The 24,269-nt window shown below is 35.4% G+C and carries 24 protein-coding genes; 19 read left to right on the forward strand and 5 right to left on the reverse strand.

Translation table 11 applies throughout. The annotated features are described in order from the left end of the window. From ACP5SP_RS04835 to ACP5SP_RS04850, 4 genes are all read right to left on the reverse strand, one after another. A partial coding sequence (locus ACP5SP_RS04835; protein WP_428076109.1) for a radical SAM protein occupies positions 1-528 on the reverse strand: 528 nt, incomplete at its 3' end. A gap of 14 nt (positions 529-542) precedes the next feature. Continuing rightward, complete coding sequence (locus tag ACP5SP_RS04840; protein WP_428066855.1) at positions 543-1,238, reverse strand: hypothetical protein; 696 nt, start codon at positions 1,236-1,238, stop codon at positions 543-545. Positions 1,239-1,338: 100 nt separating this feature from the next. Then, positions 1,339-2,463, reverse strand: a complete 1,125-nt coding sequence (locus tag ACP5SP_RS04845; protein WP_424587082.1) for a M14 family metallopeptidase — start codon at positions 2,461-2,463, stop codon at positions 1,339-1,341. A gap of 16 nt (positions 2,464-2,479) precedes the next feature. After that, complete coding sequence (locus ACP5SP_RS04850; protein WP_428076110.1) at positions 2,480-3,877, reverse strand: YfcC family protein; 1,398 nt, start codon at positions 3,875-3,877, stop codon at positions 2,480-2,482. A gap of 66 nt (positions 3,878-3,943) precedes the next feature. Here ACP5SP_RS04850 and ACP5SP_RS04855 point away from each other — a divergent pair, with 66 nt between their 5' ends. Further along, positions 3,944-4,432, forward strand: coding sequence for an adenosine-specific kinase (locus ACP5SP_RS04855; protein ID WP_416085610.1), 489 nt, complete (start codon positions 3,944-3,946; stop codon positions 4,430-4,432). Between the two features lie 54 nt (positions 4,433-4,486). Here ACP5SP_RS04855 and ACP5SP_RS04860 read toward each other — a convergent pair whose 3' ends face one another. Beyond that, the gene (locus ACP5SP_RS04860) at positions 4,487-5,578 is read right to left on the reverse strand and encodes a glycosyltransferase (RefSeq protein WP_428066860.1); all 1,092 of its coding nucleotides are present in this window, start codon (positions 5,576-5,578) and stop codon (positions 4,487-4,489) included. 88 nt (positions 5,579-5,666) lie between these two features. On the opposite strand from ACP5SP_RS04860, the gene ACP5SP_RS04865 reads away from it, so the two are divergent. The 18 genes from ACP5SP_RS04865 (at position 5,667) to ACP5SP_RS04950 (ending at position 24,150) form a co-directional block, all read left to right on the forward strand. Continuing rightward, complete coding sequence (locus ACP5SP_RS04865) at positions 5,667-6,350, forward strand: DUF4388 domain-containing protein (RefSeq protein ID WP_424597287.1); 684 nt, start codon at positions 5,667-5,669, stop codon at positions 6,348-6,350. 3 nt (positions 6,351-6,353) lie between these two features. Continuing rightward, the gene (locus ACP5SP_RS04870; RefSeq protein WP_428076111.1) at positions 6,354-8,348 is read left to right on the forward strand and encodes a BglG family transcription antiterminator; all 1,995 of its coding nucleotides are present in this window, start codon (positions 6,354-6,356) and stop codon (positions 8,346-8,348) included. Between the two features lie 113 nt (positions 8,349-8,461). Continuing rightward, positions 8,462-8,938: a PTS sugar transporter subunit IIA gene (locus tag ACP5SP_RS04875; RefSeq protein ID WP_428076112.1), complete on the forward strand. Its 477-nt coding sequence runs from the start codon at positions 8,462-8,464 to the stop codon at positions 8,936-8,938. A gap of 8 nt (positions 8,939-8,946) precedes the next feature. Continuing rightward, the gene (locus ACP5SP_RS04880; RefSeq protein ID WP_428076113.1) at positions 8,947-9,243 is read left to right on the forward strand and encodes a PTS sugar transporter subunit IIB; all 297 of its coding nucleotides are present in this window, start codon (positions 8,947-8,949) and stop codon (positions 9,241-9,243) included. Between the two features lie 75 nt (positions 9,244-9,318). After that, complete coding sequence (locus tag ACP5SP_RS04885; protein WP_428076114.1) at positions 9,319-10,671, forward strand: PTS ascorbate transporter subunit IIC; 1,353 nt, start codon at positions 9,319-9,321, stop codon at positions 10,669-10,671. Between the two features lie 86 nt (positions 10,672-10,757). Beyond that, positions 10,758-11,888, forward strand: coding sequence for a Gfo/Idh/MocA family protein (locus ACP5SP_RS04890; RefSeq protein ID WP_424587205.1), 1,131 nt, complete (start codon positions 10,758-10,760; stop codon positions 11,886-11,888). A 25-nt stretch (positions 11,889-11,913) separates the two neighbouring features. After that, positions 11,914-12,183 carry an HPr family phosphocarrier protein gene (locus ACP5SP_RS04895; RefSeq protein ID WP_416085618.1) on the forward strand — a complete coding sequence of 90 codons (270 nt, stop codon included), beginning with the start codon at positions 11,914-11,916 and terminating at the stop codon, positions 12,181-12,183. Continuing rightward, entirely contained in the window at positions 12,180-13,799 is a 1,620-nt protein-coding gene (ptsP, locus tag ACP5SP_RS04900) for a phosphoenolpyruvate--protein phosphotransferase (RefSeq protein ID WP_428076115.1), read from the forward strand. The genes ACP5SP_RS04895 and ptsP overlap by 4 nt, the downstream gene beginning before the upstream one ends. A gap of 81 nt (positions 13,800-13,880) precedes the next feature. Continuing rightward, positions 13,881-14,867: a ketopantoate reductase family protein gene (locus tag ACP5SP_RS04905; RefSeq protein WP_428076116.1), complete on the forward strand. Its 987-nt coding sequence runs from the start codon at positions 13,881-13,883 to the stop codon at positions 14,865-14,867. Then, positions 14,851-15,474 (forward strand): glycerol-3-phosphate acyltransferase, encoded by a 624-nt coding sequence (locus tag ACP5SP_RS04910; protein ID WP_428076117.1) that lies wholly within the window; start codon positions 14,851-14,853, stop codon positions 15,472-15,474. The genes ACP5SP_RS04905 and ACP5SP_RS04910 overlap by 17 nt, the downstream gene beginning before the upstream one ends. 111 nt (positions 15,475-15,585) lie before the next feature. Then, positions 15,586-16,728 (forward strand): ABC transporter substrate-binding protein, encoded by a 1,143-nt coding sequence (locus tag ACP5SP_RS04915; RefSeq protein WP_416085622.1) that lies wholly within the window; start codon positions 15,586-15,588, stop codon positions 16,726-16,728. Between the two features lies 1 nt (position 16,729). Further along, a complete protein-coding gene (locus ACP5SP_RS04920) occupies positions 16,730-17,626 on the forward strand; it encodes an ABC transporter permease (RefSeq protein WP_428076118.1) in 897 nt (298 codons plus the stop codon). Further along, on the forward strand, positions 17,623-18,408 hold the full coding sequence (locus tag ACP5SP_RS04925; RefSeq protein WP_416085624.1) for an ABC transporter permease: 786 nt from the start codon (positions 17,623-17,625) through the stop codon (positions 18,406-18,408). Before ACP5SP_RS04920 ends, ACP5SP_RS04925 begins: the two co-directional genes overlap by 4 nt. Before the next feature lie 11 nt (positions 18,409-18,419). Continuing rightward, positions 18,420-19,487, forward strand: a complete 1,068-nt coding sequence (locus ACP5SP_RS04930; protein WP_416085625.1) for an ABC transporter ATP-binding protein — start codon at positions 18,420-18,422, stop codon at positions 19,485-19,487. Between the two features lie 8 nt (positions 19,488-19,495). Continuing rightward, on the forward strand, positions 19,496-21,010 hold the full coding sequence (glpK, locus tag ACP5SP_RS04935) for a glycerol kinase GlpK (RefSeq protein ID WP_424606905.1): 1,515 nt from the start codon (positions 19,496-19,498) through the stop codon (positions 21,008-21,010). Positions 21,011-21,025: 15 nt separating this feature from the next. After that, positions 21,026-22,516, forward strand: a complete 1,491-nt coding sequence (locus tag ACP5SP_RS04940) for an NAD(P)/FAD-dependent oxidoreductase (protein WP_428066881.1) — start codon at positions 21,026-21,028, stop codon at positions 22,514-22,516. Then, positions 22,506-23,780 (forward strand): NAD(P)/FAD-dependent oxidoreductase, encoded by a 1,275-nt coding sequence (locus tag ACP5SP_RS04945; protein ID WP_416085628.1) that lies wholly within the window; start codon positions 22,506-22,508, stop codon positions 23,778-23,780. The genes ACP5SP_RS04940 and ACP5SP_RS04945 overlap by 11 nt, the downstream gene beginning before the upstream one ends. Position 23,781: 1 nt before the next feature. Beyond that, positions 23,782-24,150 carry a DUF1667 domain-containing protein gene (locus tag ACP5SP_RS04950; RefSeq protein ID WP_416085629.1) on the forward strand — a complete coding sequence of 123 codons (369 nt, stop codon included), beginning with the start codon at positions 23,782-23,784 and terminating at the stop codon, positions 24,148-24,150. Positions 24,151-24,269: the final 119 nt, after the last annotated feature.

The raw sequence follows: 24,269 nt of genomic DNA on the forward strand, positions 1-24,269 counted from the left end.
ATGAGGATATATTGTTGGTTCACCACCTGAGACAACGATGAAGTAAATGCCAAGTTCTTTTGCTTCATTCATTAACCTATCAAATCTTTCAAAGGAGAGTTCATGTGCTCTATCGTAGGAACCTGCCCAACATCCAATGCAGTTATAATTACACCTTTCTGTTGGGTCAACGAGCATAAACCAAGGGACATTGAAACCCTCTTTCTTTGTTGTTTCTCTTTGGATTGGTACACCCCACCAAGCAGCATTTACAATAAAGTTAACTGCAAGCTTTTTTGCAACTTCAGGATTTGTATCCTTTAACAGGTTAATCAAAAGCTGTGCACCAGGTCTATTATTATCAACTAGGGTTTTAACTCCTTTTAGTTGATCCTTGAAAACTGGTGGGAGGTTAAATGTATTTGATGCATTGTAAAGAATCTCAACGACTTTTTTGACATTTCTTTCGGGGTCCTTTTCAAGATAACCAATAGCCCATTCAACCGTCTTAGTAAGGGCAACTCTTTTGAGCGCTTGCCCAACAGACATATTTTTCACCTCCTTTATAATAAAGCACTTACAAGCTTTAAAATTCTATCCTGAAAGGAAGGTGAGACTTGAGATGTACTATCCCTGAATTTTTTTACGATTTCTTCTAACTTTTTAAACTCGCCTTGATCAAGCTTTATCTTCTCGGAATCTATATTTTTTTCAAAAAGTCCATAGATTGATTCAACAAGGAACATAAGCACAGCAGGTGCATAGGTATTTGAATTGAGAATTGCCTTTACATTCACCATTTCTTTAAGTTCTACGTTAAAAACTTCTGTAAGAATTACTGTTAAGGCAAGTGTATAAAGTAATACAATAAGTGAGTTTTGCTCACTTTTTATATGTTCGTAAACAAAATTTATTGCTGAATCTACGCTTAATTTTTCAATTTTTTTCTGCGTTTCAATAAACCATTTTCCCATTGTAGAGATAGGGGAAAAGAGATTTGCACTATCAACTCTTTCTATTGCACCACTTGTTGGCTCATAGAGAATTTCAGATCTTCCAGGTCCACCTACGGGTCTATACTTTATGGAAAGAAAGCCCTTCTTATAGAGTTCTTGTAAAATATCATATGAAGTCCATCTACTTACACCCAATTTTGAAGCAATATCCTTGTAAGAAACAGGAAGACCAGTCTCTTTGTATAGTTTTACAACTGCCTCAAGAAATTGCAATTGCCTTCTTGTAATTTTTGCACTTATCATATCAATGCCTCTTTCAATGCCAATTTACAGTAATTTTTTGGTTTTTCTTGTTATATTATATACCTAAAATTTTATTTGTCAAGCTGAATAATTCTTTAAATCAAAGATTTTTGTTTGAAATAAGTCCTTCTTTCTTTAGTATGCCCAAAATTGCCCTTTTAAATTGAGAATACATTTTTTTAACTGACTCTTCACTTGTGGGACAAAATGCCTCTAAATACAATTTTTTTACATATTGTTTAATCTTATCATTTTTGCTTCCATAAAATCTCAATCTGTTATTGATTATTGCTCTAAAAAGTGCTTCTATTTCGTTTAATATGGAATCTCCGAGGATGCCAAATTCAAAACTGGCAGAATAAAGTTTTGTATCTCTGAATTTTTCATTTCTTAAAGTGTAAAGATAATCTATCATGTCTCCGCTCATTGAATAAAATTCACTATTTTCGCTTTTTACAACGGGGGAATAGTTGATTTCTTTCTCAAATGTTTTTGAATCTTCAACAAATAGATGTGAATTAACAACAGACATCGTATCTTTGGGTCCATAACCTGTATGAATGTCGATATGAACAACCTGTTTTGATATCTTAAACGCATTTTCAAAAAGTTTTATCATCAGTAGTGTCTCTTTTTCATAGTCTTTCCCTCCATAGTAAAGTCCATTGGGACTTTCGTATTGTCCTATGAGGAGTGCATTTTTTACAAGTTTTGTCTTACCCTGTATGAGAATCTTTAAGACATCTTTGTAATACTTGATTCTTTCTACTACCAAATTTTCAACGCTTCCACTTTTTTCAAAAACGTCCCGCAAACTTAAATATGCTGTGTTCTTGAAAATATTATCCCATGAATTAAGGAAGTTCCTATTGAGATCTACATTATTTTTATTCGTTCTTTCAAGGTACTTCATTCCAAATGGATTTATTGGGTGAACAAGTATAATTGATGTGTCCTCCAAATTGAGCATAGGCAAAATTTCTTGAATAAATACTTCCATTATAAATGAGCCAAAGATTCCCTCAACACCATGTTCTCCAATAGTAAAAATTAGAGTTTTGGGTTTGTCTTTGAATATTCTTATTATATCAATAAATAGATTGTCATTTTCATCAATAGGAATTGATTCAATTGCTACGTCTGAAAATTGTCTTTTAAATTCTTCAAAATGAGCTCTAAATCGTTTTTTAGCACTTTCATAATCAAAAATGATTTTTTCCTTCATTTATTCCTCCAAATTTTTAAAATGGACCGTAATGTATTTTAATTGCAAACATGAGGAATAGCATTGAAACTAAAAAAATTATTGCCTGTATTTTTATTGTCCATCTTATCCACTTAGGATATGGCATATCCACGAGGCTAAGACCAATAATTAACACTGCATTTGTAGGATAAAGAAGGTTTGAAAAACCGTCGCCAAAGCAAAAAGCGGTTACCGCAACCTGTCTTGTAAGTCCTACAAGGTCTGAAAGAGGTGCAAGTATAGGTATTACAAGAAATGCCTTAGCAGATGCCGATCCGATGAAAAAGTTTAGAATAAGGGTTGTGATATACATAACGATACCTGCAACATATTGATTAGTTTTTAAAATGTATGTCTGTGCAAAATAGAGTATTGTATCAATAACGTTTCCCTGTTCGATGATATGTTTAACGCTTACAGCCATAAGGATTAATATGATTGATGGTGCAACATTTAAAATTCCTTCAAAAAATGTTTTGAATGTATCCTTTATGGTGAGTCCCGCAAATATTCCTGAGCCAAAACCCGCAATCAAGAATATGAGGGTTATTAGAGGAAGAGATATTTGCGATAACGTTCCATTAAATGGTGTAATTATAACCACAGCAAGCATAAGCACAAGTGACAACGCAAAGAAACGGATTGCACGTAACTCTTTTGGATTCGAAGCGTATTCTATTAGATTGACTCTTGTATCCTTATTCTCAATTGATTTTGCATGACTTATTACAAAAAGTGTTGTTATAAAATAAGTTAAAATAAAAAATACAATTCTTAGATATGCGCCCGAAAATAGTGGAAGACCTGCAAGTCTTTGTGCAACACCTATGCTAAATGGATTTGAAATTGCAGCACTAAAACCAAAGCCAACTGCAAGTAAACTCATTCCAAGGCCCGTAAGGTCATCAAAACCCATAGAAATTGCAAGTGAAACAACAAGTGGTACCAATGGTATCATCTCTTCAAATAGTCCAAGTATTGCCCCAAGTGACATAAAGATGAAAATTACAATTGCAATAAGGAGATACTTCCTTCTCTCAAATCTTTTTGTAATTGAGAGAATTATTGCCTTAACGATATTTGCCTTGGATAATACTGAAAAACTTCCCGAAACAAATAAGATGAAAATTATTATAGTTACCACAAGAGGTGCGTCCTTTGAGAAAAGCACTTCTATGGGTGCTGTGAAGAGTTTATATATGGGTAAATAAATTTTGGGAACAAATGTAAACGAATTCGGGTTAATTGTTTCAATGCCATTTGTTATAACCCTTTTGTATGAGCCTGATGGAATTAAATAAGTAATAATAAGAGCAACAACCATAAGGACAAAAAGAATTATAAGCGTGTTTATAAATGCCTTTTTGCTAATTTTAAGCGTTTTTTCTTCCAAGATTTCCTCCTTTTACAAATTAATTTTTTAAATTATAATGTAAAAAGATGAAAGGAGGTAATAATTATGGGAGTTGAAATTAAAGTTATACCAATAGAAAAGCCAGAGGATATGAATTGCATTCTTGGTCAATCACACTTCATTAAAACAGTTGAGGATTTGAGTGAAGCAATTGTGGGAAGTGTCCCAGGTGTGAAATTTGGATTAGCCTTTAATGAGGCTTCAGGTGTGGCACTTGTACGATTTGCAGGGAATGATCCCGAACTTGTTGAGCTTGCAAAGAAAAATGCCTATGAGGTTGGGGCAGGGCACTTCTTCATTATTTTTATAAAAGGTGCATTTCCGATAAATGTGCTTAATGCGATAAAGAATGTCCAGGAGGTTTGCAATATATACGCAGCCTCAGCAAATCCTATGCAAGTTATTGTTGCAGAAACAGATCTTGGAAGGGCAGTTTTAGGAGTTGTTGATGGTGTGAAACCAAAAGGGTTTGAAAGCGAAGAGCATGTAAAAGAAAGAAAAGAACTTTTAAGGAAATTTGGATATAAATTCTAAAATACAAGTCTAAATTTTGAAGATTATTTTAAAATAAAAGGCTCCTTATGGAGCCTAAATATTTACTTTGAATACATGTGGCGTTCTTATCCATTCGGTCTTGTTATAGGTAAACATTGCGGTAAGTATTGCAGCAAGATTTGTCATATTAAAGAAGAATATGAGGAATATATCGTACCATTTTACATCTTTTAACTCCCTCTCATTTAGAGGAAGCAAGAAAAAAAGTGTATGTAGAACAAACACGACTACAGGTATTGAAATATAAAGTGGATTTGGTAGTGAGAGAAGAAAACTCAAAATCCCTGTTCCTGAAAAAACAATCAATGGAATAGTGTAAAGATTTTTTGCAATTCCGTTTACTTTAAATACTGTATAGAAATATCCTCTATACCAGCGTAGTCTCTGCCTAAAAGAAGCGATAAAATTAACAGGTTTTTCGTCAAAGACTGTTGCATCTTCTACGAATGTTACCTTTAACGGAAGTTTTACCGTATATTCGAAATCTTCAAGAACAGAATTGCAGTTAAATTTGTGCTTGTTAAAAACCCATCCGTATGCTCCCCAACCGTAGCCTGAAATGATAGAAGAAAGCCCAAGAAGGGTAAGCGCCTTTTGTATCCTAAGATATATTGCATCCATAAATATATACATGCGTGGGATAATTCCTTCTACATTGAGGTTGTAGAGGTTTGTTTGAATCACAGGATAAGACTCAACGTATGGTTTTATGTGTTCTATGTATTTTTCTTCAACTACGTTATCTGCATCAAAAATCATATAGAATGCATCTTCTCCATATTTTTGAACGATTTGGGGGATTGCATATGCAAGAGAACGCCCTTTTGATCTAAAATTTACAAACATGGCTTCAGCTCCCAGGCTCTTTGCAATTATAGGTGTATCATCGGTGCATTTGTCAAGGATTACAACTACTTTATCAAAGCCTGCTTTCTTAACAGAAAGAATTGAGTTTGCAATAACATTTTCTTCATTATGAGCAGGAATTATAGCGATAAATTTATTAACAGAATATTTTCTTCTTATGGGAACTTTTTTGGACGATTTTCCCAAAAGAATCAAGAATAAAACAACCCCAACAAATAAATATCCAAAAATACCAAAATAAAATTTTATATGTTCCATCACTTAATATTTTATATTTTTTGGAAATTTTTGCAAGAAAGTATCTTAGATAAATTTGTAGCATTGAAGAATTTTAATATAATAAAATATGCTTAAAGGAACCTTATGGAAAGATATGCGTCTTTCCCAGATTTTGGAACTCATATATGAAAATAAGTATTCGGGATTTTTGTACATTGGAAGCAAAGAAGAAAATCATATCCTTTTAAAGGAAGGGCGCATTGTTTATGCCGAGTATAACGACTACCACGATATGGATGCACTTGAAGAAATCGCAATAACTTCGGAAACGTTTGATTTTGTAAAGCATGAACAAGTTTATTTTAAATCAGATTTTGAAAAAGAAACTGAAAAGGCAATTGAAATTGTAAAAGATGTTGAGAAGGAATTTCCTAAATTAGCATATCTTCTAAACGAATTTGTTAATTTTACTGAGGGGAGTGAAAATATATCTCTTAATAAAGAAGATTTAAAATTTCTTTCGGTACTTGAATTTAAACCAACAAGCGTAAAAAGGATTATAGATAAATTGCATTTGCCATCAATTGTTGTTTTAAAAAGGATTAATGAGCTTATTGAGAAGTCTGTTTTATATTCCTATGAAATAAAAAATCCAAAAGTATATGAGTATCTTATTGATAACTATCCTGATTTGGCAAATCTTTTTGAAGAGGCTAAAGGCGATTTAAGAACTTTTGAGAATCTTTTAAAAAAGGATTACCGCGAGATTGCACCAAGCGTACTAAGAGAGATAAGAGAGATCTCAAAGTAAGAGATGGTAAAAATCAAAGGAAGGATTTTAAAGGCGCTCCTATATCTTCTTGAATGTGATTATCCAGTTTCTTTAAAGAAAGTGTCGGAGGATACAGGTATTAACATTAATACTTTAAGAAAAGATGTGCAATCAATTTCTGATTTTTTAAAGAACTATGAGCTCAGCATTGTTGCTCGGCCTAATGTTGGCATAAAGATTGAGGGAAGCAATGAAAAGAAAAAGATTCTAAAGGAAGAATTAAGAATCACAGAAGATATCTTTAACAGTACCGAAAATAAAATCTGGCTTGCTTCTTATCTACTTCTTGCAAGCAAGAGAACTCCCACAATTGAAGAACTCTCCGATATTTTGGACAAATCAAGACCTACTATCAATGCATACATTAAAAAAATAAGAGAATGGCTTAAAGATTTTAATATCATTCTCATTGGTGAACCAGGAAGAGGTTATGTAATAAAAGGAGAAGAGTATGATATACGAAGTGCTATAAAATCATCTATCAAAAATATCCTTTCTTATAATTTTGATAACATTGCGATAAAATTCTCAAGCCATAATGATTCCCAGGCTTTCGGACAGAATATCTTTGGTGTTAGAATTTTAAAAACATCGTATTTTCCTACGATTAAAAAGTTCGTTGAGGGTGTACTTAGTGATCTAAAAGTAGTTATTAACCCTCAAGATATGTTTAGCTTTGCACTCGATATTTACATAACTTTAGAGCGTATTTTAAGGGGTTTTCGCATTGTTTGTGAGGATGAAACATCAAAAACAATTGAAAATACGAAAGAATATGGCGCAATTAGTCGGAATTTAAAAATCCTTGAAAATAATTTAAAAATTGAATTAGATAACTCAGAAATCATTTTCTTAACTAAAAAATTTCTTTCAATCAGAGCAGAATCTTTTGAAAATATTCCTTCTGAATCAATACCAGAGATATACCTAAAAAAGGTTGGAGAAATAATTGATTTTGCAGAAAGTTCTCTTGGCTTCGTCATAGAAAGAGATCCTGAACTGATGAAGATGTTTGCAATGCATCTAAAGGGAGCTGTGGAAAAAATCAAATTAGGGGTTAACATTGAAAATCCTCTTCTTAGAACAATAAAAAGGGAATATACTTTTGCCTTTGGTATTGCAAAAAAGGTTAGCGAAAATCTTTTTCGAAGTTTTCGGGTCGCAATTCCTGAAGAGGAAATAGGATACATTGCAACTTATATAATGGCATTGCTTGAATCTGCAAAGTTGCCTCGTAAGATAAAAACCATTGTCATTTGTCCAATGGGTATAGCAACTTCAAAGATACTTTACTATAGACTAATTCAGGAATTCCCTAATCTTGATATTGTAGAAACTTTTTCCTTTAAGGAAACCCTAGATAACAAAATTCCTTCCGATGTTGATCTTATAATATCTACAACTCACATTAATTTTAATTTATCAAATATTCCTACGATTGTAGTATCTCCTTTACTTATGAGGGAAGATGTAAAAATAATAAGGGAAAGGATAAAAGAAATTACAAAATCAAAAATATCAGATTCCCGTGACAATTTGAATGACAAGTTTGTTGTATATATAAAAGACTCTTTTAAAAATAAGGAAGAACTGGTAAAAACAATCGGCAAGGAACTTATAGATAAAGGCTATGTAAAAAATGGCTTCGTTGAAGCTGTTTTAGAAAGAGAAAAGAAATTTCCAACAGGCATTGAAAGCCCTATCCCTTTTGCCATTCCGCATGCAGAAAGTGAGTATACGCTAAAGAGTGTAATTGTTATAGTGTTGTTAAAAAAGCCTCTTCTTTTTAATCTTACAAGTGACAAAAATAAATCTGTTCCAGTCTCTATTGTGGTATTACCTGCCATATCAAACAAAGAAGAAGATGGCAAAATGTTGTACAAGGTAATAGAAAAACTCAATAAACCAGACATAGCCAAAGAGATTTTAGAGTCAAACCAATCAGATAAAATCCTGAGATTGTTAACTTCAGACTAAGTATTGTTAAGATAAGTTAATAATTTATCATAATTATTGACCACATTGCTACAAAAGTTTTGTTGACAATAATTAATAAATACCTTAGATTTATAAGAAAGGAGATTATGCAAATGAGTGAAACATTTAAAAATAATAAAAAGAGTAATTTATCTAAAGTGATTTCCAAGGACTGTATATTGTTAGATGTAGAGGTAAGCGATGCAGAGGAGGCTCTTAATTTAGGTTGTGAAATGTTGGTAAAAAATGGTGCTGTAACTAGAGAGTACTGTAAACTTATAATAGATTCCTTTCATAAAAATGGTCCTTATTTTGTTATTGCACCTCATTTTGCACTATCACATGCAAGAAACGAGGGAAATTGTGTGAATAGACTTGCCATTAGTTTTTTAAGATTATCTAAGCCTGTTTACTTTGGGCATCCTGACAATGACCCAGTAAATTTAATAATCACTCTTGCAACACCCGATGACAGGAGTCACATTGGCACAATGGCTGAATTGAGTGAGATACTTATGAACGAAAAGAATTGGGATATTTTAGCACGAGGGACTTTGGAGGACGTTCTAAATTTATTAACTAATAATTAGGAGGAATTATGGAAGATAAAGCTAAAAAAAAGCTAAAGATACTTGCAGTTTGTGGGATGGGTTTAGGCTCTGGACTAGTTTTAAAAATGACTTTAGAAAAAGTAATTAAAGAGATGGGAGTTAATGCTTCTGTAGAAGTAGCTGATGTTGCTTCTGCTACTTCTATGGACGTTGATCTCGTTGTTACATCGTTTGAATTTGCAAAGTCATTTACACAAAAAGGAATAAAAGTTATAACAATCAAGAACTATACTGATGTTAATGAGATGAAAGAAAAACTGCAAGATATTCTTAAGGAAAATTAGAAATTTAGAAAGGAGGTGATAAAGGGGCTGATCCATTCGAAAAGTACGCAAAAATTTTAAATAAGGAGGTGTTGTATGTCAGTTATAAAATTTATTGTAGATGAGATTTTAAGTAAGCCAGCATTGCTTGTTGGTTTGATGGCTCTTATTGGTTTGATTGCTTTGAAAAAATCCTTTAGTGAAGTCCTAACAGGAACACTAAAAACCATTATTGGATTTCTTATTTTGATTGCAGGTGCTACGCTTGTTATAGGAACTTTGTCTCCTTTAGGTGATCTTATTCAGCAGGTTTTCCACTTACATGGTGTAGTTCCAACGAATGAGGCGATAGTTGCTCTTGCATTGCAGTCTTTCGGAAAACAGGTAGCAGCTATTATGGCTTTGGGATTTTTATTTAACCTGGTATTTGCCTGGATTACACCAGCAAAATATGTGTTTCTTACCGGTCACCATCTGCTTTATCTTGCGACAGTGTTAGCCGTGGTTATAGGAACAGCCGGAATAAAAGGTGCTAACCAAATAATTATTGGGGCAATAATGTTGGGTACAGTGGCGACAGCTATGCCTGCACTTGTTCATCCTTTTACAAAGAGAGTTACAAATGACGCAGGTTTTGCGCTAGGCCACCTGAATACTTTGGGATATATTATGTCTGCTCTTGTTGGAAAATGGTTAGGTAAAGGAAGTAAATCCACAGAAGAAATAGAACTTTCAGAGAAATGGAACTTTCTAAAGGAACCCATTGTTACGACAAGCATCGTTATGATTATTATTTATGTTGCTTTGGCTATTTTGGCTGGACCAACTGTTCTTTCTAAATATTCAAATGGTGGAAATTACATAATGTATGCACTAATGGAAGGACTTACATTTGGTGCTTCTATTGCTATTATTATTTATGGCGTAAGAATGATACTTGGTGAGATTGTGCCGGCGTTCCAAGGGATTGCTTTAAAGATAATTCCTAATGCCATACCTGCATTAGACTGCCCTACAGTATTTCCTTTTGCGCCCACTGCAGTAATCGTGGGATTCCTTTCAAGCGTAGTTGGAGGGATAGTTGGAATGTTCCTTATGGGTCCTTTGGGTCTTGCCTTAATTATTCCGGGAATGATTCCTCATTTCTTTGATGGTGGAACCGCAGGCGTTTATGGGAATGCAACAGGTGGTAGAAGAGGTGCAATTCTTGGCGCTTTTGTAAATGGTATACTTATAACTGTATTGCCGGCGCTACTATTAGCATATATGGGAACCTTAGGGCTTGCAAATACCACTTTCGGAGATACTGACTTTTGTTGGTCAGGTATTGTCGGTGGGTTAATTTCAAGAATGGGCATTGTGGGGGCTTATATTGGAACTATCATTTTTGCTGTAGTATTATTAGGACTTGCAAGCTATGTAACGATTAAATTAAACCAGAGCAAATAGGATTACCTTAAGGGATAGGGAGAGAAATTTCTCTCCCTATATTTTTTGTATTCTTTATATAAACAGAATAAGAACTTTACAAATAAATGAAAAACATAAACTATGCATTAATTGGTCTTGGTGCGATTGCAAAAAATCATCTAATTGCAATAAAAAGTCTCCCTATAATTTATAGGAATTCTACCTTTACGGTTAATTTAAAGACTCTTTACACTACTCACAGGGAGCAAAAAGAGTCTTTAGGTAAACTTATAGGTTTTGAGAATGTAGTAGATGATCTTGAATATATTTTAAGAGATCCTGATATTGATGTTGTAGATATTTGTACTCCTAACTATTTGCATTTTGAAGAAGCCTTAGAAAGCATAAACCATGGGAAAAATGTTTATTGTGAAAAGCCTTTAACTATGAATTCAATTCAAGCAAAGGAGTTAGTAGATTTAGCTCAAGGAACTTCTTTGAAAAATCAGGTTGCACTTGTCTATAGGTTTATGAGAGCGGTTTCTGAAGCGCGTGCGATAATTAAGAGTGGGATTATTGGTGAGGTTAATTCCTTTCACTTTGAGATGCTTCATTCAGGATACCTGAATCCTTTAAGACCTATCTCTTGGAGGTTAGAGAAGAATAAGAGTGGCGGTGGTGCCATAGTAGATTTGGGGGTTCATCTTGTTGATCTTGTAAGATTCCTCATTGGGGAGATTGTAAGAGTAAGTGCATTTGCAGGAACAACTGTTAAAAGAAGAAAATTGGAAGATTCTTCTCAAGAGATAAATGTAGATGTAGATGATTGGGGCTATATAATGGTTGAAACGGAGTATGGCGCTAAGGGAGTAGTTGAAGTTTCAAGAGTTGCTGTTGGAAATGACAGAGCGGATTTTGTTATTTATTGTAGTGAAGGTGCAATTAAGATAAATTCAGAAAATCCTAACGAGTCTGAAGTTTTTGACAAAAATGGAAAAAGAATTTATTTAGATGAAAAGATTCTTAAGGAAGAACCTTTCTTTAACGAGGTTAAAAATATATATCCAGATTCTAAACTTTCTATGGGGAAAATGGTTGATTTGCATTATACTGGTCTTGTTTGGTTTTTTAAGAGTTTAATTGATGGTTTTGTGCCTTTGGGAACTCCTACATTTGAAGAGGCATACAAAGATCAAATAGTAATAGAAAGTATTTATAAATCAATAGAGAATAATGGAGACTTTGTTAATATATGAAAAATTGTTTCTTCGAGGTGATGCTATGTTAACGAAAACCTTTACTGTCAAAAACAAAGTTGGGTTACATGCAAGACCTGCCGCAGTTTTGGTACAAACTGCAAGTAAGTTTAAAAGTGACATAAAAATCGAAAAAGATGGGAAAGTTGTTTCTGCAAAAAGTATTCTTGGAGTTCTATCACTTGGAGCTGAAAAAGGCAGTACAATTACTGTTACCGTTGATGGAGTTGATGAGGAAGAGGCCTTAAAAACAATAGAAGAATTGGTAAATAATAATTTTGGAGATGCGGAATGAAGCACTTAAAAGGAATTCCGGTTTCTAAAGGTATTTCATTGGGTTTTGCAGTAGTATACCTGAAAAGAAAAATTGAAGTTAATAACAGCAAAGATAGTGTTCCAATTGAAGAAAAAAAGAAGATTTTAGAAAAAGCCCTTGAAAAGACAAAAGAAGAAATTCAATTAACATATGAAAACCTTAAAAAATCAAATCCGAAGGAAGCAGAAATATTTGAAGCGCATCTTTTAGTTCTTGAAGACCCAACACTTCAAGAGAAAATTAATAAATATCTTGAATCTCAATATAACCTTCCTTATGCTGTGAAATCTGCTTTTGAGGAATTCATAGAAGCGCTCCAGAATCTTCAAAGCGAATATATGAAGGAAAGAGCACAAGACCTATACGACATATTAGATTCCCTTCTCCGTAATATACTTAATGTCCCTAAAGTTGATTTATCGAATCTTCCACCTCAGTCAATTGTTGTTGCTGTGGATTTAACTCCTTCTGACACTGCATCACTTGATAGGAAAAATGTTTTAGGTTTTATAACAGAAAAGGGAGGGCCAACATCACACACGGCAATTCTTGCTGAGGCGTTGGGGATTCCTGCTGTTGTTGGTGTCGAAGAACTTTTTGAAAGCATTCATGATGGTGATGAACTCATAATCGATGGAACAAATGGAGATGTATTTGTCAATCCTGCGGAAGAAACTAAAAAGCAGTATACGAATCTTAAGAAAGAAAAAGAGGAAGAGGAAAGATTGCTAAAGGAAAAGGCTAAAGAGTTTGCCTACACAAAAGATGGCAAAAGGATTGAGGTTGCTGCAAATATTGGCTCTCCCAAGGATGTTGATAAGGCTCTCGAGATGGGGGCAGAAGGTGTAGGGCTCTACAGGACTGAATTCTTATTCCTGGATAGAGACACTCCCCCTACAGAGGAGGAGCAGTTTGAAGCATACAAAATTGTTGCAGAGCGCTTTAAACCGCATCCTGTAATTATTCGAACACTCGATATTGGTGGGGATAAGCAAATACCATATTTAAACCTCGAAAAAGAGCTAAATCCATTCTTGGGGGTTAGAGCAATAAGATTATGTCTCAAAGAAAAAGATCTCTTTAAGACTCAACTAAGGGCAATACTTAGAGCAAGCGCGTTCGGTAATGTTCTCATTATGTATCCAATGATTGCAATTAAAGACGAGATAATTGAGGCAAACAAAGTTCTTAATGAAGTTAAAGAGGATCTTAGAAGAGAAAATATTCCATTTAATGAAAATATAAAAGTAGGAATAATGGTTGAAATTCCCTCTGCTGCACTCAATGCGGAAGAGCTTGTAGATTATGTTGATTTCTTTAGCATCGGAACAAATGATTTAACTCAATATACTTATGCTTCAGATAGAACTAACGAAAATCTTTCATATCTCTATAGACCTCTCGATAGTCCAATACTAAAGCTCATTAAATTTACCGTTGATGCATCTCATATGAAAGGAAAATGGACAGGAGTCTGTGGCGAGCTTGCAGGCGATCCTGAAGCAATACCAATACTTGTTAATTTGGGTGTTGATGAATTGAGTATGAGTCCATCAAAAATTCCTGAAGCAAAAAGAATCATACGATCAATATAAATTCTATCTTTTCTTAAGCCTCCTTTTGAGCCCCCTTAGGGGCTTTTTTAATTTATCTTAATTTTACCTATAATGTATCTGATGAGAAATGTTTTGGTTGTAGGCGCAGGTGGGCGCACGGGGACTCTTTTTGCAGAAGAGTTAAAAAGGGCAAGTCAAGTTTATGGTGTTGCAGGAAGGACGACGCTACCTTTAGTTAAAAGTGGCAAAGTTTTTGTTGAAATTAACGGTAATATAACGAAGTTTGAAGTTAATCTTCTTGGGTCAGACGAAATTTCTAAAATTAAAGAATTTGAAGCAGTAATTCTTACAACCAAAAATCCTGTTTCACCAATTTTAAAGGAGTATCTTCCCAAAATATCTAATCTAAAGTACCTTATATTATCTCAGAACGGATTTAATGCAGGAGAGGATGCCTTAGAAACTGTTAAAGAGATTTACGGATCCGTGCCTACATCTTTAAGGATCATTCGTCTTGTTTTGTTCAATGCGGTAAAAGAAAGTAGAGATTTGAGTTCAGTTATCATTTCATACAGGCGTCCTGTTAGAATTGCATTTGGGGTTTTTTATGGAATTGATGATACAACAGAATTAGAAGATGTTTTTAATACCATCGGTATTGAGTTTACAAAAGTTTCCGAGGACAACGTAAAAAATATGGAGTTTTCAAAGTTGTTTACAAATCTAATAGGAATTCCGTCTTATTCAATGGGCTTCGACCTATATGAGGGCTTGCGTAATAAAGATTCATTTATTGAAGAGATGCTTGCCTTAAAGGAATATATTCAAGTTGTCAAGAAAAGTGGACACAGGTTTTTAAATTTTCCTCACTATCCTGTTCAATTTTTTGCAAGCATAGTTGAATACACACCGATATTTCTAATGCTCCCATTTCGAAGTTTTATCTCAAACCTTGTTTTAAAATTACGGGGGACAAAAGAGAAGGGAAATATTGATGAGATTGATTACTATACAGGAGCAGTGGTGAAGTTAGCAAGGGAGCTTAAAATTAAAACCCCTGTAAACGAAAGGGTTTTAAGGAGGATAAAAAATGAGCGAACACCTTAAATTTATTTTGCTTTCAATATTTGCATATCTTTTGGGTTCGGTTCCTTTTGGCTATATCGTTGGAAAAATTAATAGAGTAGATGTGCTTCAAATTGGCTCTCATTCTGCATCTTCAACAAATGTATCAAGAGCCTTGGGGTGGCGCTGGGCAACAATTTCGGCTGTTCTTGATTTTTCAAAAGGGCTTCTTCCTTCATATCTTGCAAGAATCTCTCTTTCAAACCAATGGCTTGTTGTAATTGTTTCACTACTTCCAATGGTGGGGCAGGTTTTCCCAATATTTCTGCGTTTTAGAGGTGGCAAAGGAGCTTCAACCTATTATGGTGCAATATCTGGACTTATTGGGCTTCATTATTTTATTCTATTTTTCCCTGCACTTCCAATACTTCTTCTTATAACTCGAAGAATGAGCCTTACAAATATCATTTTCTCTTGGCTTTTAACGATTGCTGTATTCCTTTTTTCAACGGTTATAAAACCCAATGCCTTTCCAATAAGTTATGCAATTTTTGCACTCATTGGTGCTATTTTTATGCTTATTGCAATGCGTGAAAATATAGATAGATTAATAAAAAATAAGGAGCCTGAAACACCTTTAAAGTGGTAGGTATTTAGAGGTTTTTGAAATTTTGTAAATTTGGCCATTATGCTGCTATTTTTAATGATTTTTTGTGTTAGAATAATCTGGGAGTAAAAACTTTAAGAAAGGAGAGTAGGTATGAAAAAGACATTTACGTCAAAATTTATCGTCACGTTGCTCCTTGTTGTATTTGTTGGGTCTTCTTTATTTACTGGTTGTGCAAAGAAAACAACGACGGAGCAAACATCGACTGGCAATGCTTATCTTGACAATCTCATCAAAGCAGCACAGAAGGAGGGAGAGCTTACAGTTATTGCGCTTCCACATGACTGGGCAAATTACGGAGAGATTATCTCTACGTTCTCTCAAAAGTATGGAATAAAGGTTAACGAACTTGATCCTAATGCAGGCTCTGGCGATGAAATCGAAGCAATAAAGGCAAACAAAGGTAGCACTGGACCTCAAGCTCCTGATGTAATAGATGTAGGTTTGGCGTGGGGGCCAACTGCAAAAGAGCAGGGACTTATTCAGCCTTATAAAGTTCAAACCTGGGATACAATTCCAAACGATGTAAAAGATCCCGATGGCTATTGGTATGGTGATTATTACGGAGTTTTGGCATTTGAGGTAAATTCAAGCGTCATTAAGAATATTCCACAAGACTGGTCAGATCTTTTAAAACCTGAATATAAAGGGAAAGTTGCATTGGGTGGAGATCCAAGAACTTCTGCAATGGCAGCAATGGCAGTTGCTGCAGCAGCAATTGCAAATGGTGGTTCGTTTGATAATGTAATGCCTGGGCTTCAATATTTTGCTCAACTTAATAAGCTTGGCAATTTTGTACCTGTTATTGCAAAGCCCGGAACAATCGCAAGTGGGGAAACTCCAATTGCAATGATGTGGGATTATCTTGCACTTACCGATAGAGATAACTTTAACGGCAACCCTGAAATATCTGTTGTAATTCCAAAGAGTTCTGTTGTTGCAGGTGTTTATGTTCAGGCAATAAGTGCCTATGCGCCTCATCCAAATGCAGCAAAACTCTGGATGGAGTTTCTATACTCTGATGAAGGACAACTTCTTTATTTGAAAGGATATGTCCATCCGATTAGATATAACGATCTTGCAAAGAGAAATGTCATTCCAGAAGATCTTGCAAAGAAACTTCCTCCAGCTGAACTCTATGCAAAAGCAATTTTCCCAACAATTGATCAAATCTCCAAGGCAAAAAAAGATATTGTTGATAATTGGGATAAAGTAGTAAACGTTAACGTAAAGTAAAATGGCGGCAGAAACGAATGTTAGGGAGGGCGGGGGAAATCCCCGTCCCACTTTTTCAATTTTAAGTACAGTACTTTTTCTTTTTCCTTTTGTTATTTTTGTTGTTGCATTTTTAATACTTCCAACAATTTCTATATTTGTCTCAGCGTTTCAAGATCCTTTGGGCAAATTCACTCTACAAAACATTAAAGATCTATTCACGCCATACATAATGAATGCTTATCTTTTGAGCATAAAAGTAAGTCTTTTTACAGCAGTTTTTGGGGCACTTGTTGGTTTCATGCTTGCTTATGCATCAACTTTTGGGAGTCTGCCTTTATGGGTCAAGTCCTATCTGAACACCTTTAGTGGTGTTGCTTCAAATTTTGCTGGTGTACCACTTGCATTTGCTTTTATATCAACGCTTGGAAGAGTTGGTCTTATAACTGCTTTAATCCAGCAGATCTTTCATATAAACATCTATGAACATGGTTTTAATTTGTATAGTTTTTGGGGATTGTGTCTTACCTACCTATACTTTCAGATACCTCTGATGGTGCTTCTTATGACACCCGCACTTGAGGGAATGAAGAAAGAATGGATTGAAGGTGCGGAAAATTTAGGTGCAACAAATACACAATACTGGCTCCATATTGGCCTTCCAATTCTTTTTCCAACGATTTTAGCAAATACAGTTCTTCTTTTTGGAAATGCCTTTGGTGCTTATGCAACCGCTTACGCATTAACGGGAGGATTTTTGAATATAGTGCCTATTATTATTGGTGCAGAAATCCGAGGAGATATCTTGCATAATGTTGGTCTTGGCTATGCACTTGCATTAGGTATGATTGTTATTATGGGTATAACAATTTTAAGCTACAACTATTTGCAGAGTAAGACTGCAAGGTGGTTAAAATGAAGAAGAGTAGATTTTGGGCGTGGTTTTGGATATTTTTAGGTGCGTTTTATTTTCTTCTTCCACTTTTTTCAACATTTTTATTCTCCTTAAAGATGAAGAAAGGGGTTCTAAGTTTTGCAGCGTATCAGTCTGTATTAAAAGATCCTCAATTTTATAAAACATTTACCTTTTCACTTGAAATGTCTATATTTACGATTATAGTTGGCCTTTTAATAATTGTACCAGCTGCGTTCTGGGTGAGGTTAAGACTGAAACATCTTCGTCCTGTTATGGAACTTATAACACAGCTTCCTTTTGTTGTGCCACCCATTGTTCTTGTTTTTGGTTTAATAAGACTTTATAGTAAGCCTCCAATACAACTTACAAGAACCCCGCTTCTTCTTATTATGGGTTATGTAGTTTTATCACTTCCGTATATTTACCGTTCTGTTGATAATGGGCTTATGGCAATGGATGTGGAGCGTCTAACTGAAGCTGCCGAAAGCCTTGGTGCGGGGTGGATTACAATACTTTTCAAGGTGATATTACCGAATCTTAGAAGTTCGCTAATTAGCGGCACATTCTTAACTTTTGCTATTGTAATTGGTGAACTTACAATGGCTTCTATGCTTGCTTGGCCTGCTTTTGGTCCTTATATGGCGCTTTTAGGACAGAATAGAGCATACGAACCTGCGGCACTTGCTATTATATCGTTTGCACTTACCTGGGGAGCGTTGGGTGTGATTCAGTGGGTTAATAGGACTTCTATCGTTAAGCAAGAGCAAGTTGGTGGGATACATTAATGGAGGCGAATATGGGATTTGTAGAACTTATTAACGTCAAAAAATATTTTGGAAAAGAAAATACTGTTCCTGCAGTTATGGATTTTAATTTAAGCGTTGAAAAAGGTGAATTTGTTTCCCTTCTTGGGCCATCTGGCTGTGGAAAAACAACAACACTTAGAATGATTGCAGGTTTTGAAACGCCGACAGAAGGTAAAATTCTCATAGATGGAGTTGATGTAACATATCTTCCTCCAAACAAAAGAAATGTAGGTATGGTTTTCCAATCATATGCGCTTTTCCCCAATATGACGGTTTTTGAAAATATCGCCTTTGGGCTTAGGGTAAAGAAAAAAAGCGAAAGTGAGATAAAAAAGCGTGTTCTCGAAATGCTTAACCTAATACACATGCAAGAATTTGCAATGCGTTACCCACATCAACTTTCTGGTGGGCAACAACAGAGAGTTGCCCTTGCAAGGGCACTTGCCATTTATCCTGAAGTGCTTTTATTAGATGAACCTCTTTCTGCACTTGATGCAAAAATTAGAGTTGAATTGCGAAGCGAAATTCGTGCAATACAACAAAAACTCAACATTACAACAATTTATGTCACACATGATCAAGAAGAAGCGCTTACAATGTCGGATAGGGTTGTTGTTATGAATAAAGGAATGATTGAACAAGTTGGCACGCCCCAGGAGATATACAATAGTCCTAAGACACATTTTGTTGCATCATTTGTGGGCACTCTTAATTTTATTAATACCCAAATTGTTGATAGACAAAAAGGTGTTCTTGAAGTGTTTGGGCAGAAATTTGATATAGGGTATCCCCTTTCAGAATTTGCACGCAACAAAGTGACTGTTGCAATCCGTCCAGAACGTCTAAAAATAGTTCCAGATGAAACTATAACAGATTCGTTTGAGGGAGTTGTTTCAAAAATTATCTTTATGGGCGCAATTGTTAGAATTCAAGTTAAGTTAGGAGATTCAATTGTTTCATGTGATACTTTCAATAACCCGAAGTTGGAACTTCCAAATATAGGGGATAAAATAAAGATATATTTCTCAAAAGAAGATGTGCTCGTTTTAAGTGTGTGAGGTGATGTATGGAAAAGAGATTTGTAGGAGCAATTGATCAGGGCACAACAAGTACTCGTTTTATAATTTTTGATAGGTTTGGTAATCCTATTGGATCAAGTCAGAAAGAACACAAACAAATTTTTCCCAAGCCTGGTTGGGTTGAGCATGATCCTATTGAGATTTGGGAAAATACAAAGTATGTCATTCGTGACGCAATAGAACGTGCAGGTATATCTCCCTGTGAGATTGCGTCAATTGGAATAACAAATCAAAGAGAAACAACGATAGTCTGGGACAAAAATACCGGAAAGCCTTTTTACAACGCAATTGTATGGCAAGATACGCGTACAAAAGATGATGTTGAAATACTCATAAAGAATGGCCTTAATGATTGGTTCAAATCAAAAACGGGACTTCCAATCTCAACTTATTTTTCTTTGTTGAAGTTGAAGTGGGTTCTTGATAATGTGGATAGCGTAAAGTTAGAGGCAAGCAAAGGCAACGCACTTTTTGGTACAATTGATACATATCTTATCTGGCTTCTTACAGGTGGGCCGAATGGTGGAAAGCATATAACCGATGTAACAAATGCTTCACGAACAATGCTTTTAAATATCGAAAATCTTGAATGGGACAAAGAAATTTTAAACTCTTTTGACATCCCTTTGAGTATGCTTCCTGAAATTCGTCCGTCATCTGATCCAAATCTTTATGGTTTTACAAAACTTGATTTCTTAGATTGTGAAATTCCAATTGGTGGTACACTTGGAGATCAACAGGCTGCGCTTGTTGGGCAAACATGTTTTGATGTAGGTGAAGCAAAGAATACATATGGAACTGGATGTTTTCTACTTTTAAATACTGGGAATCATATTGTTCGGAGTTCAAGTGGCCTTATTACAACTGTTGCATATAAGTTTGGTGATAACCCTCAAAACTATGCACTTGAAGGTTCCATTGCAATTACAGGTGCACTTGTTCAGTGGCTTAGAGATAATCTTAAAATTATAAATAAGTCAAGTGAAATTGAAGAGCTTGCAAAAAGTGTCCCTGATAACGGAGGTGTCTATTTTGTGCCTGCGTTTTCCGGTCTTTTTGCACCGTATTGGCGAACCGATGCAAGAGGTGTTATAGTAGGCTTAACAAGATATGCAAACCGCGGACACATTGCACGCGCTGCCCTTGAAGCAACGGCTTATCAGACAAAGGATGTAATAAATGCGATGGAACAGGATTCAAACATAAAACTTGAAGTATTAAAAGTTGATGGTGGAATGGTTGTAGATGAACTTCTCATGCAATTTCAGGCTGATATTCTTGGTGTACCAGTCATAAGACCAAAGGTAATTGAGACAACTGCACTTGGCGCTTCTTATGCAGCAGGTCTTGCCGTAAAATTCTTTACCTCAGTTGAAGAGCTAAAGAAAAACTGGGCAGTCGACAAGAAATGGACTCCAAAGATGGACGAAAGCGAAAGGTTTAGATTATATAAAAACTGGCTTAGGGCTGTAGAAAAATCATTCCACCTTGCAGAAGATTAGATCATAGGAGGTATCATGGAAAAGTTTGATGTCGTTATTATTGGTGCAGGTGTCGTTGGAGCTATGATTGCAAGGGAACTTTCAAAGTATGAGCTCTCGGTTGCTGTCATTGAAAAAGAATCCGATGTATGTATGGGCACAACTGCTGCGAATACTGCGATAATCCATGCAGGATATGACCCAATTCCAGGAACTTTAAAAGCAGAGCTTAATGTGAAAGGAAATAAACTTTGGGATGAACTTGCTTTTGAACTTGGCATTCCCCTTAAAAGAACTGGTGATTATGTTGTTGCGGTTGGACCCGAAGAGCTTAAAGAAGTAGAGAAACTCTTCGAAAGAGGAAAGAAAAATGGTGTAGTGGGGATTGAGATGTTAGGTAGAGATGAGGTTTTGTCAAGACTCCCCTACATTAATAAGGATGTAAGTGGTGCAATGTTTGCTTATACCGGTGGCATTACAGATCCTTTCCAGGCTACTTTTGCACCTATGGAAAATGCTGTTATGAACGGAGTTAAGCTTTATCTTGATACGGCTTTTGAAGACTTTATTTTTGAAGGTAATCGAATAATTGGGATAAAAACAAATAGAGGTGAATTCTTATCTTCTTGGGTAATTAATGCAGCTGGATTGTATTCGGATTTTATCATGCATAAGGCAAATCTTCACCCTGAATTTAAGATTACACCAAGAAAAGGTGAATATTATGTTTTTGATAGAAATGAGTTTGCAATATCCGAGGTGCTTTTTCCGACCCCAACAGAATTGACGAAAGGCATTATGGTGACAACTACAATACATGGAAACACAATTATAGGTCCTAACGCTCATGAAGTTCCCGATAAGGAAGACACATCAAATACAGCTGAGGGGCTTGAAGAGGTCTTTAGAGGTGCGTCAAAACTTGTGCCAGAAATTGTGAACAATTTAAGACATGTCATAGCAATTTTTGCTGGGCTTCGTGCAACTGGCAATGCAAGAACTCCAAATCCAAATGTTGATTATCATCATGATTATCTTATAGAAGCAAATCCTAATATGGGTATCCTCAACCTCGCAGGGATTGAATCGCCTGGTCTTGTAGCATCTCCTGCTATTGCAAAAATGGTTGTAGAGCTTTTAAAAGATTCAGGGCTTGAATTAAAGGAAAAGAAGGACTTTAATCCTATAAGAAAACCAAGGCCTCGTTTTAGGGATTTGAGTAATGAGGAAAGAGCAAAACTTGTCAGTAAAAATCCTGCATATGGTAGAATTATTTGCCGCTGTGAATACGTAACCGAAGGTGAAATTCTTGAAGAAATTCATGCACCAATTCCCGCAAGGACTTATGACGCAATAAAGCGAAGGACATGGCTTGGCACAGGTAGGTGCCAAGGTGCATTTGATACACCAAGAGTTGTTGAAATACTTTCAAGAGAGCTTGGCGTTTCTCCGATTGAAGTGACGAAAAAAGGTGACAGTTCCTATTTCCTTCTAAGAAAAACTAAGGAGGTAGAAGATGAAAGATAGGTATGATGTTGTTGTTATTGGTTCTGGTCCTGGTGGACTTGCGGCGGCAATTTCTGCAAAGAAAGAAGGTGCAGAATCAGTTCTTATAGTCGATAGGGATAAAGAGCCCGGTGGGATCCTTAATCAATGCATTCATAATGGTTTTGGTGTTGAGATATTTAAAGAGGATCTGCCAGGTCCATCTTATGCGGAAAGATTTATAACTGAAGCAGAATCAATTGGTGTTGAATTTATGCTTGATTCTATGGTTTTGGAAATAACTCCATTGAAGAAAATTTATGTTACAAGCAAATGGTTTGGCTTTAAAGAAATTGAAGCAACATCACTTATCCTTGCAATGGGTGCAAGAGAAAGAACTCGTGCTCAAATTAGGACACCTGGTTTTAGGCCTGCAGGAGTTTATACTGCAGGTACAGCCCAGCGTTTTGTAAATATCGAGGGTTTTATGCCTGGAAAAAGATTTGTTATTTTAGGATCAGGAGACATTGGAATGATTATGGCACGAAGACTTACACTTGAAGGAGCAAAGGTAGAGCGAGTTCTCGAAATAATGCCATTTCTTACTGGACTTACTCGAAACTACGTGCAGTGTCTTCAAGATTTCAATATACCGCTTCAACTAAGTCACACTGTAAATCGAATTTTAGGTAAAAACAGAGTTGAAGCAATTGAGTCAGTTCAAGTCGATGAACATTTTAATCCTATAAAAGGGACAGAAGAAATAATACCTGCAGATACTTTGCTTTTATCTGTAGGGCTTATTCCAGAGAATGAGCTCTCTAAAAAACTCGGTGTTAAGATAGATCCTTTGATTCAAGGACCTTTTGTTGATGAGGAAATGCAAACTTCAATCCCTGGTGTTTTTGCTGCAGGGAATGTCGTTCAAATTTTTGATCTTGTTGACTGGGTCACTGATGCAGGTTATACTGCAGGCAAAGGGGCTGCAAGATATGTAAGAGAAGTAAAAGAAAAAGGAGAATTTGTAAGGCTTGTTCCCGGTAATAATATCCACCATATTGTGCCTCAATTTCTTAAACGTGATGCGCTTGAGAAAGGCCCCGTTAAACTTATGATGAGAGTTAATAAACCAATTGAAGAAAAAGTTTGGGTTGAGGTAAGCGATGGTTCGAATCTCATTACAAAGAAGCTTGAGCGATACGTACGCCCCGGCGAGATGGTAACGCTCACTATCCCTCAAAAGGCTTATGATGAAGTAAGAAAAGCAAAAGAACTTATTGTAAGTGTTGAAAGATTTGGAGGCTAATATGGAGATAAGAAAATTTACCTGTCTTGGATGTCCTGTTGGGTGTTTGCTTACTGTTTATGTTGAGAATGGTGAAGTTGTAAAAGTTGAGGGAAATCAGTGCAATATTGGGATTGATTTTGCAAAACAAGAAGTAAAAGATCCAAGAAGAAAGGTAGCAACCACAGTTAAGATTAAGAATGGTGTTCATCCATTACTTCCTGTCTATACTGATGCTCCATTTCCAAAGGGTCTTATATTTCAACTTATGGATGAGTTAAGAAAAATAGAAGTTGAAGCGCCTATAAAGATGAACGATATAATTCTTGAAAATGCTCTTGGAACAGGCGTTAACATAAGAGCAAGCAGGAGTATTAAGAGAAAAGAATAAAAGTTAAAAGAAGTTATTTTTTAAAGACCGTGGGGCTTTGAACCACGGTCTTTAAAATTTAAATCAAAAGTTTTCTTAACCTAAATTGAGCGATTTTTATCACTCTAAAAAAAACTCTC

The sequence above is a fragment of the Caldisericum sp. genome, assembly GCF_049967455.1.
GTDB lineage: Bacteria > Caldisericota > Caldisericia > Caldisericales > Caldisericaceae > Caldisericum > Caldisericum exile_A.

Coding starts and splice junctions, on each gene's coding strand:
- ACP5SP_RS04895 (WP_416085618.1), top strand. CDS start 11,914: ATGTTAACGAAAACCTTTACTGTCAAAAACAAAGTTGGGTTACATGCA.
- ACP5SP_RS04860 (WP_428066860.1), bottom strand. CDS start 5,578: ATGGAACATATAAAATTTTATTTTGGTATTTTTGGATATTTATTTGTT.
- glpK (WP_424606905.1), top strand. CDS start 19,496: ATGGAAAAGAGATTTGTAGGAGCAATTGATCAGGGCACAACAAGTACT.
- ACP5SP_RS04875 (WP_428076112.1), top strand. CDS start 8,462: ATGAGTGAAACATTTAAAAATAATAAAAAGAGTAATTTATCTAAAGTG.
- ACP5SP_RS04905 (WP_428076116.1), top strand. CDS start 13,881: ATGAGAAATGTTTTGGTTGTAGGCGCAGGTGGGCGCACGGGGACTCTT.
- ACP5SP_RS04840 (WP_428066855.1), bottom strand. CDS start 1,238: ATGATAAGTGCAAAAATTACAAGAAGGCAATTGCAATTTCTTGAGGCA.
- ACP5SP_RS04930 (WP_416085625.1), top strand. CDS start 18,420: ATGGGATTTGTAGAACTTATTAACGTCAAAAAATATTTTGGAAAAGAA.
- ACP5SP_RS04950 (WP_416085629.1), top strand. CDS start 23,782: ATGGAGATAAGAAAATTTACCTGTCTTGGATGTCCTGTTGGGTGTTTG.
- ptsP (WP_428076115.1), top strand. CDS start 12,180: ATGAAGCACTTAAAAGGAATTCCGGTTTCTAAAGGTATTTCATTGGGT.
- ACP5SP_RS04920 (WP_428076118.1), top strand. CDS start 16,730: ATGGCGGCAGAAACGAATGTTAGGGAGGGCGGGGGAAATCCCCGTCCC.
- ACP5SP_RS04910 (WP_428076117.1), top strand. CDS start 14,851: ATGAGCGAACACCTTAAATTTATTTTGCTTTCAATATTTGCATATCTT.
- ACP5SP_RS04915 (WP_416085622.1), top strand. CDS start 15,586: ATGAAAAAGACATTTACGTCAAAATTTATCGTCACGTTGCTCCTTGTT.
- ACP5SP_RS04925 (WP_416085624.1), top strand. CDS start 17,623: ATGAAGAAGAGTAGATTTTGGGCGTGGTTTTGGATATTTTTAGGTGCG.
- ACP5SP_RS04945 (WP_416085628.1), top strand. CDS start 22,506: ATGAAAGATAGGTATGATGTTGTTGTTATTGGTTCTGGTCCTGGTGGA.
- ACP5SP_RS04870 (WP_428076111.1), top strand. CDS start 6,354: ATGGTAAAAATCAAAGGAAGGATTTTAAAGGCGCTCCTATATCTTCTT.
- ACP5SP_RS04890 (WP_424587205.1), top strand. CDS start 10,758: ATGAAAAACATAAACTATGCATTAATTGGTCTTGGTGCGATTGCAAAA.
- ACP5SP_RS04865 (WP_424597287.1), top strand. CDS start 5,667: ATGCTTAAAGGAACCTTATGGAAAGATATGCGTCTTTCCCAGATTTTG.
- ACP5SP_RS04845 (WP_424587082.1), bottom strand. CDS start 2,463: ATGAAGGAAAAAATCATTTTTGATTATGAAAGTGCTAAAAAACGATTT.
- ACP5SP_RS04940 (WP_428066881.1), top strand. CDS start 21,026: ATGGAAAAGTTTGATGTCGTTATTATTGGTGCAGGTGTCGTTGGAGCT.
- ACP5SP_RS04885 (WP_428076114.1), top strand. CDS start 9,319: ATGTCAGTTATAAAATTTATTGTAGATGAGATTTTAAGTAAGCCAGCA.
- ACP5SP_RS04880 (WP_428076113.1), top strand. CDS start 8,947: ATGGAAGATAAAGCTAAAAAAAAGCTAAAGATACTTGCAGTTTGTGGG.
- ACP5SP_RS04855 (WP_416085610.1), top strand. CDS start 3,944: ATGGGAGTTGAAATTAAAGTTATACCAATAGAAAAGCCAGAGGATATG.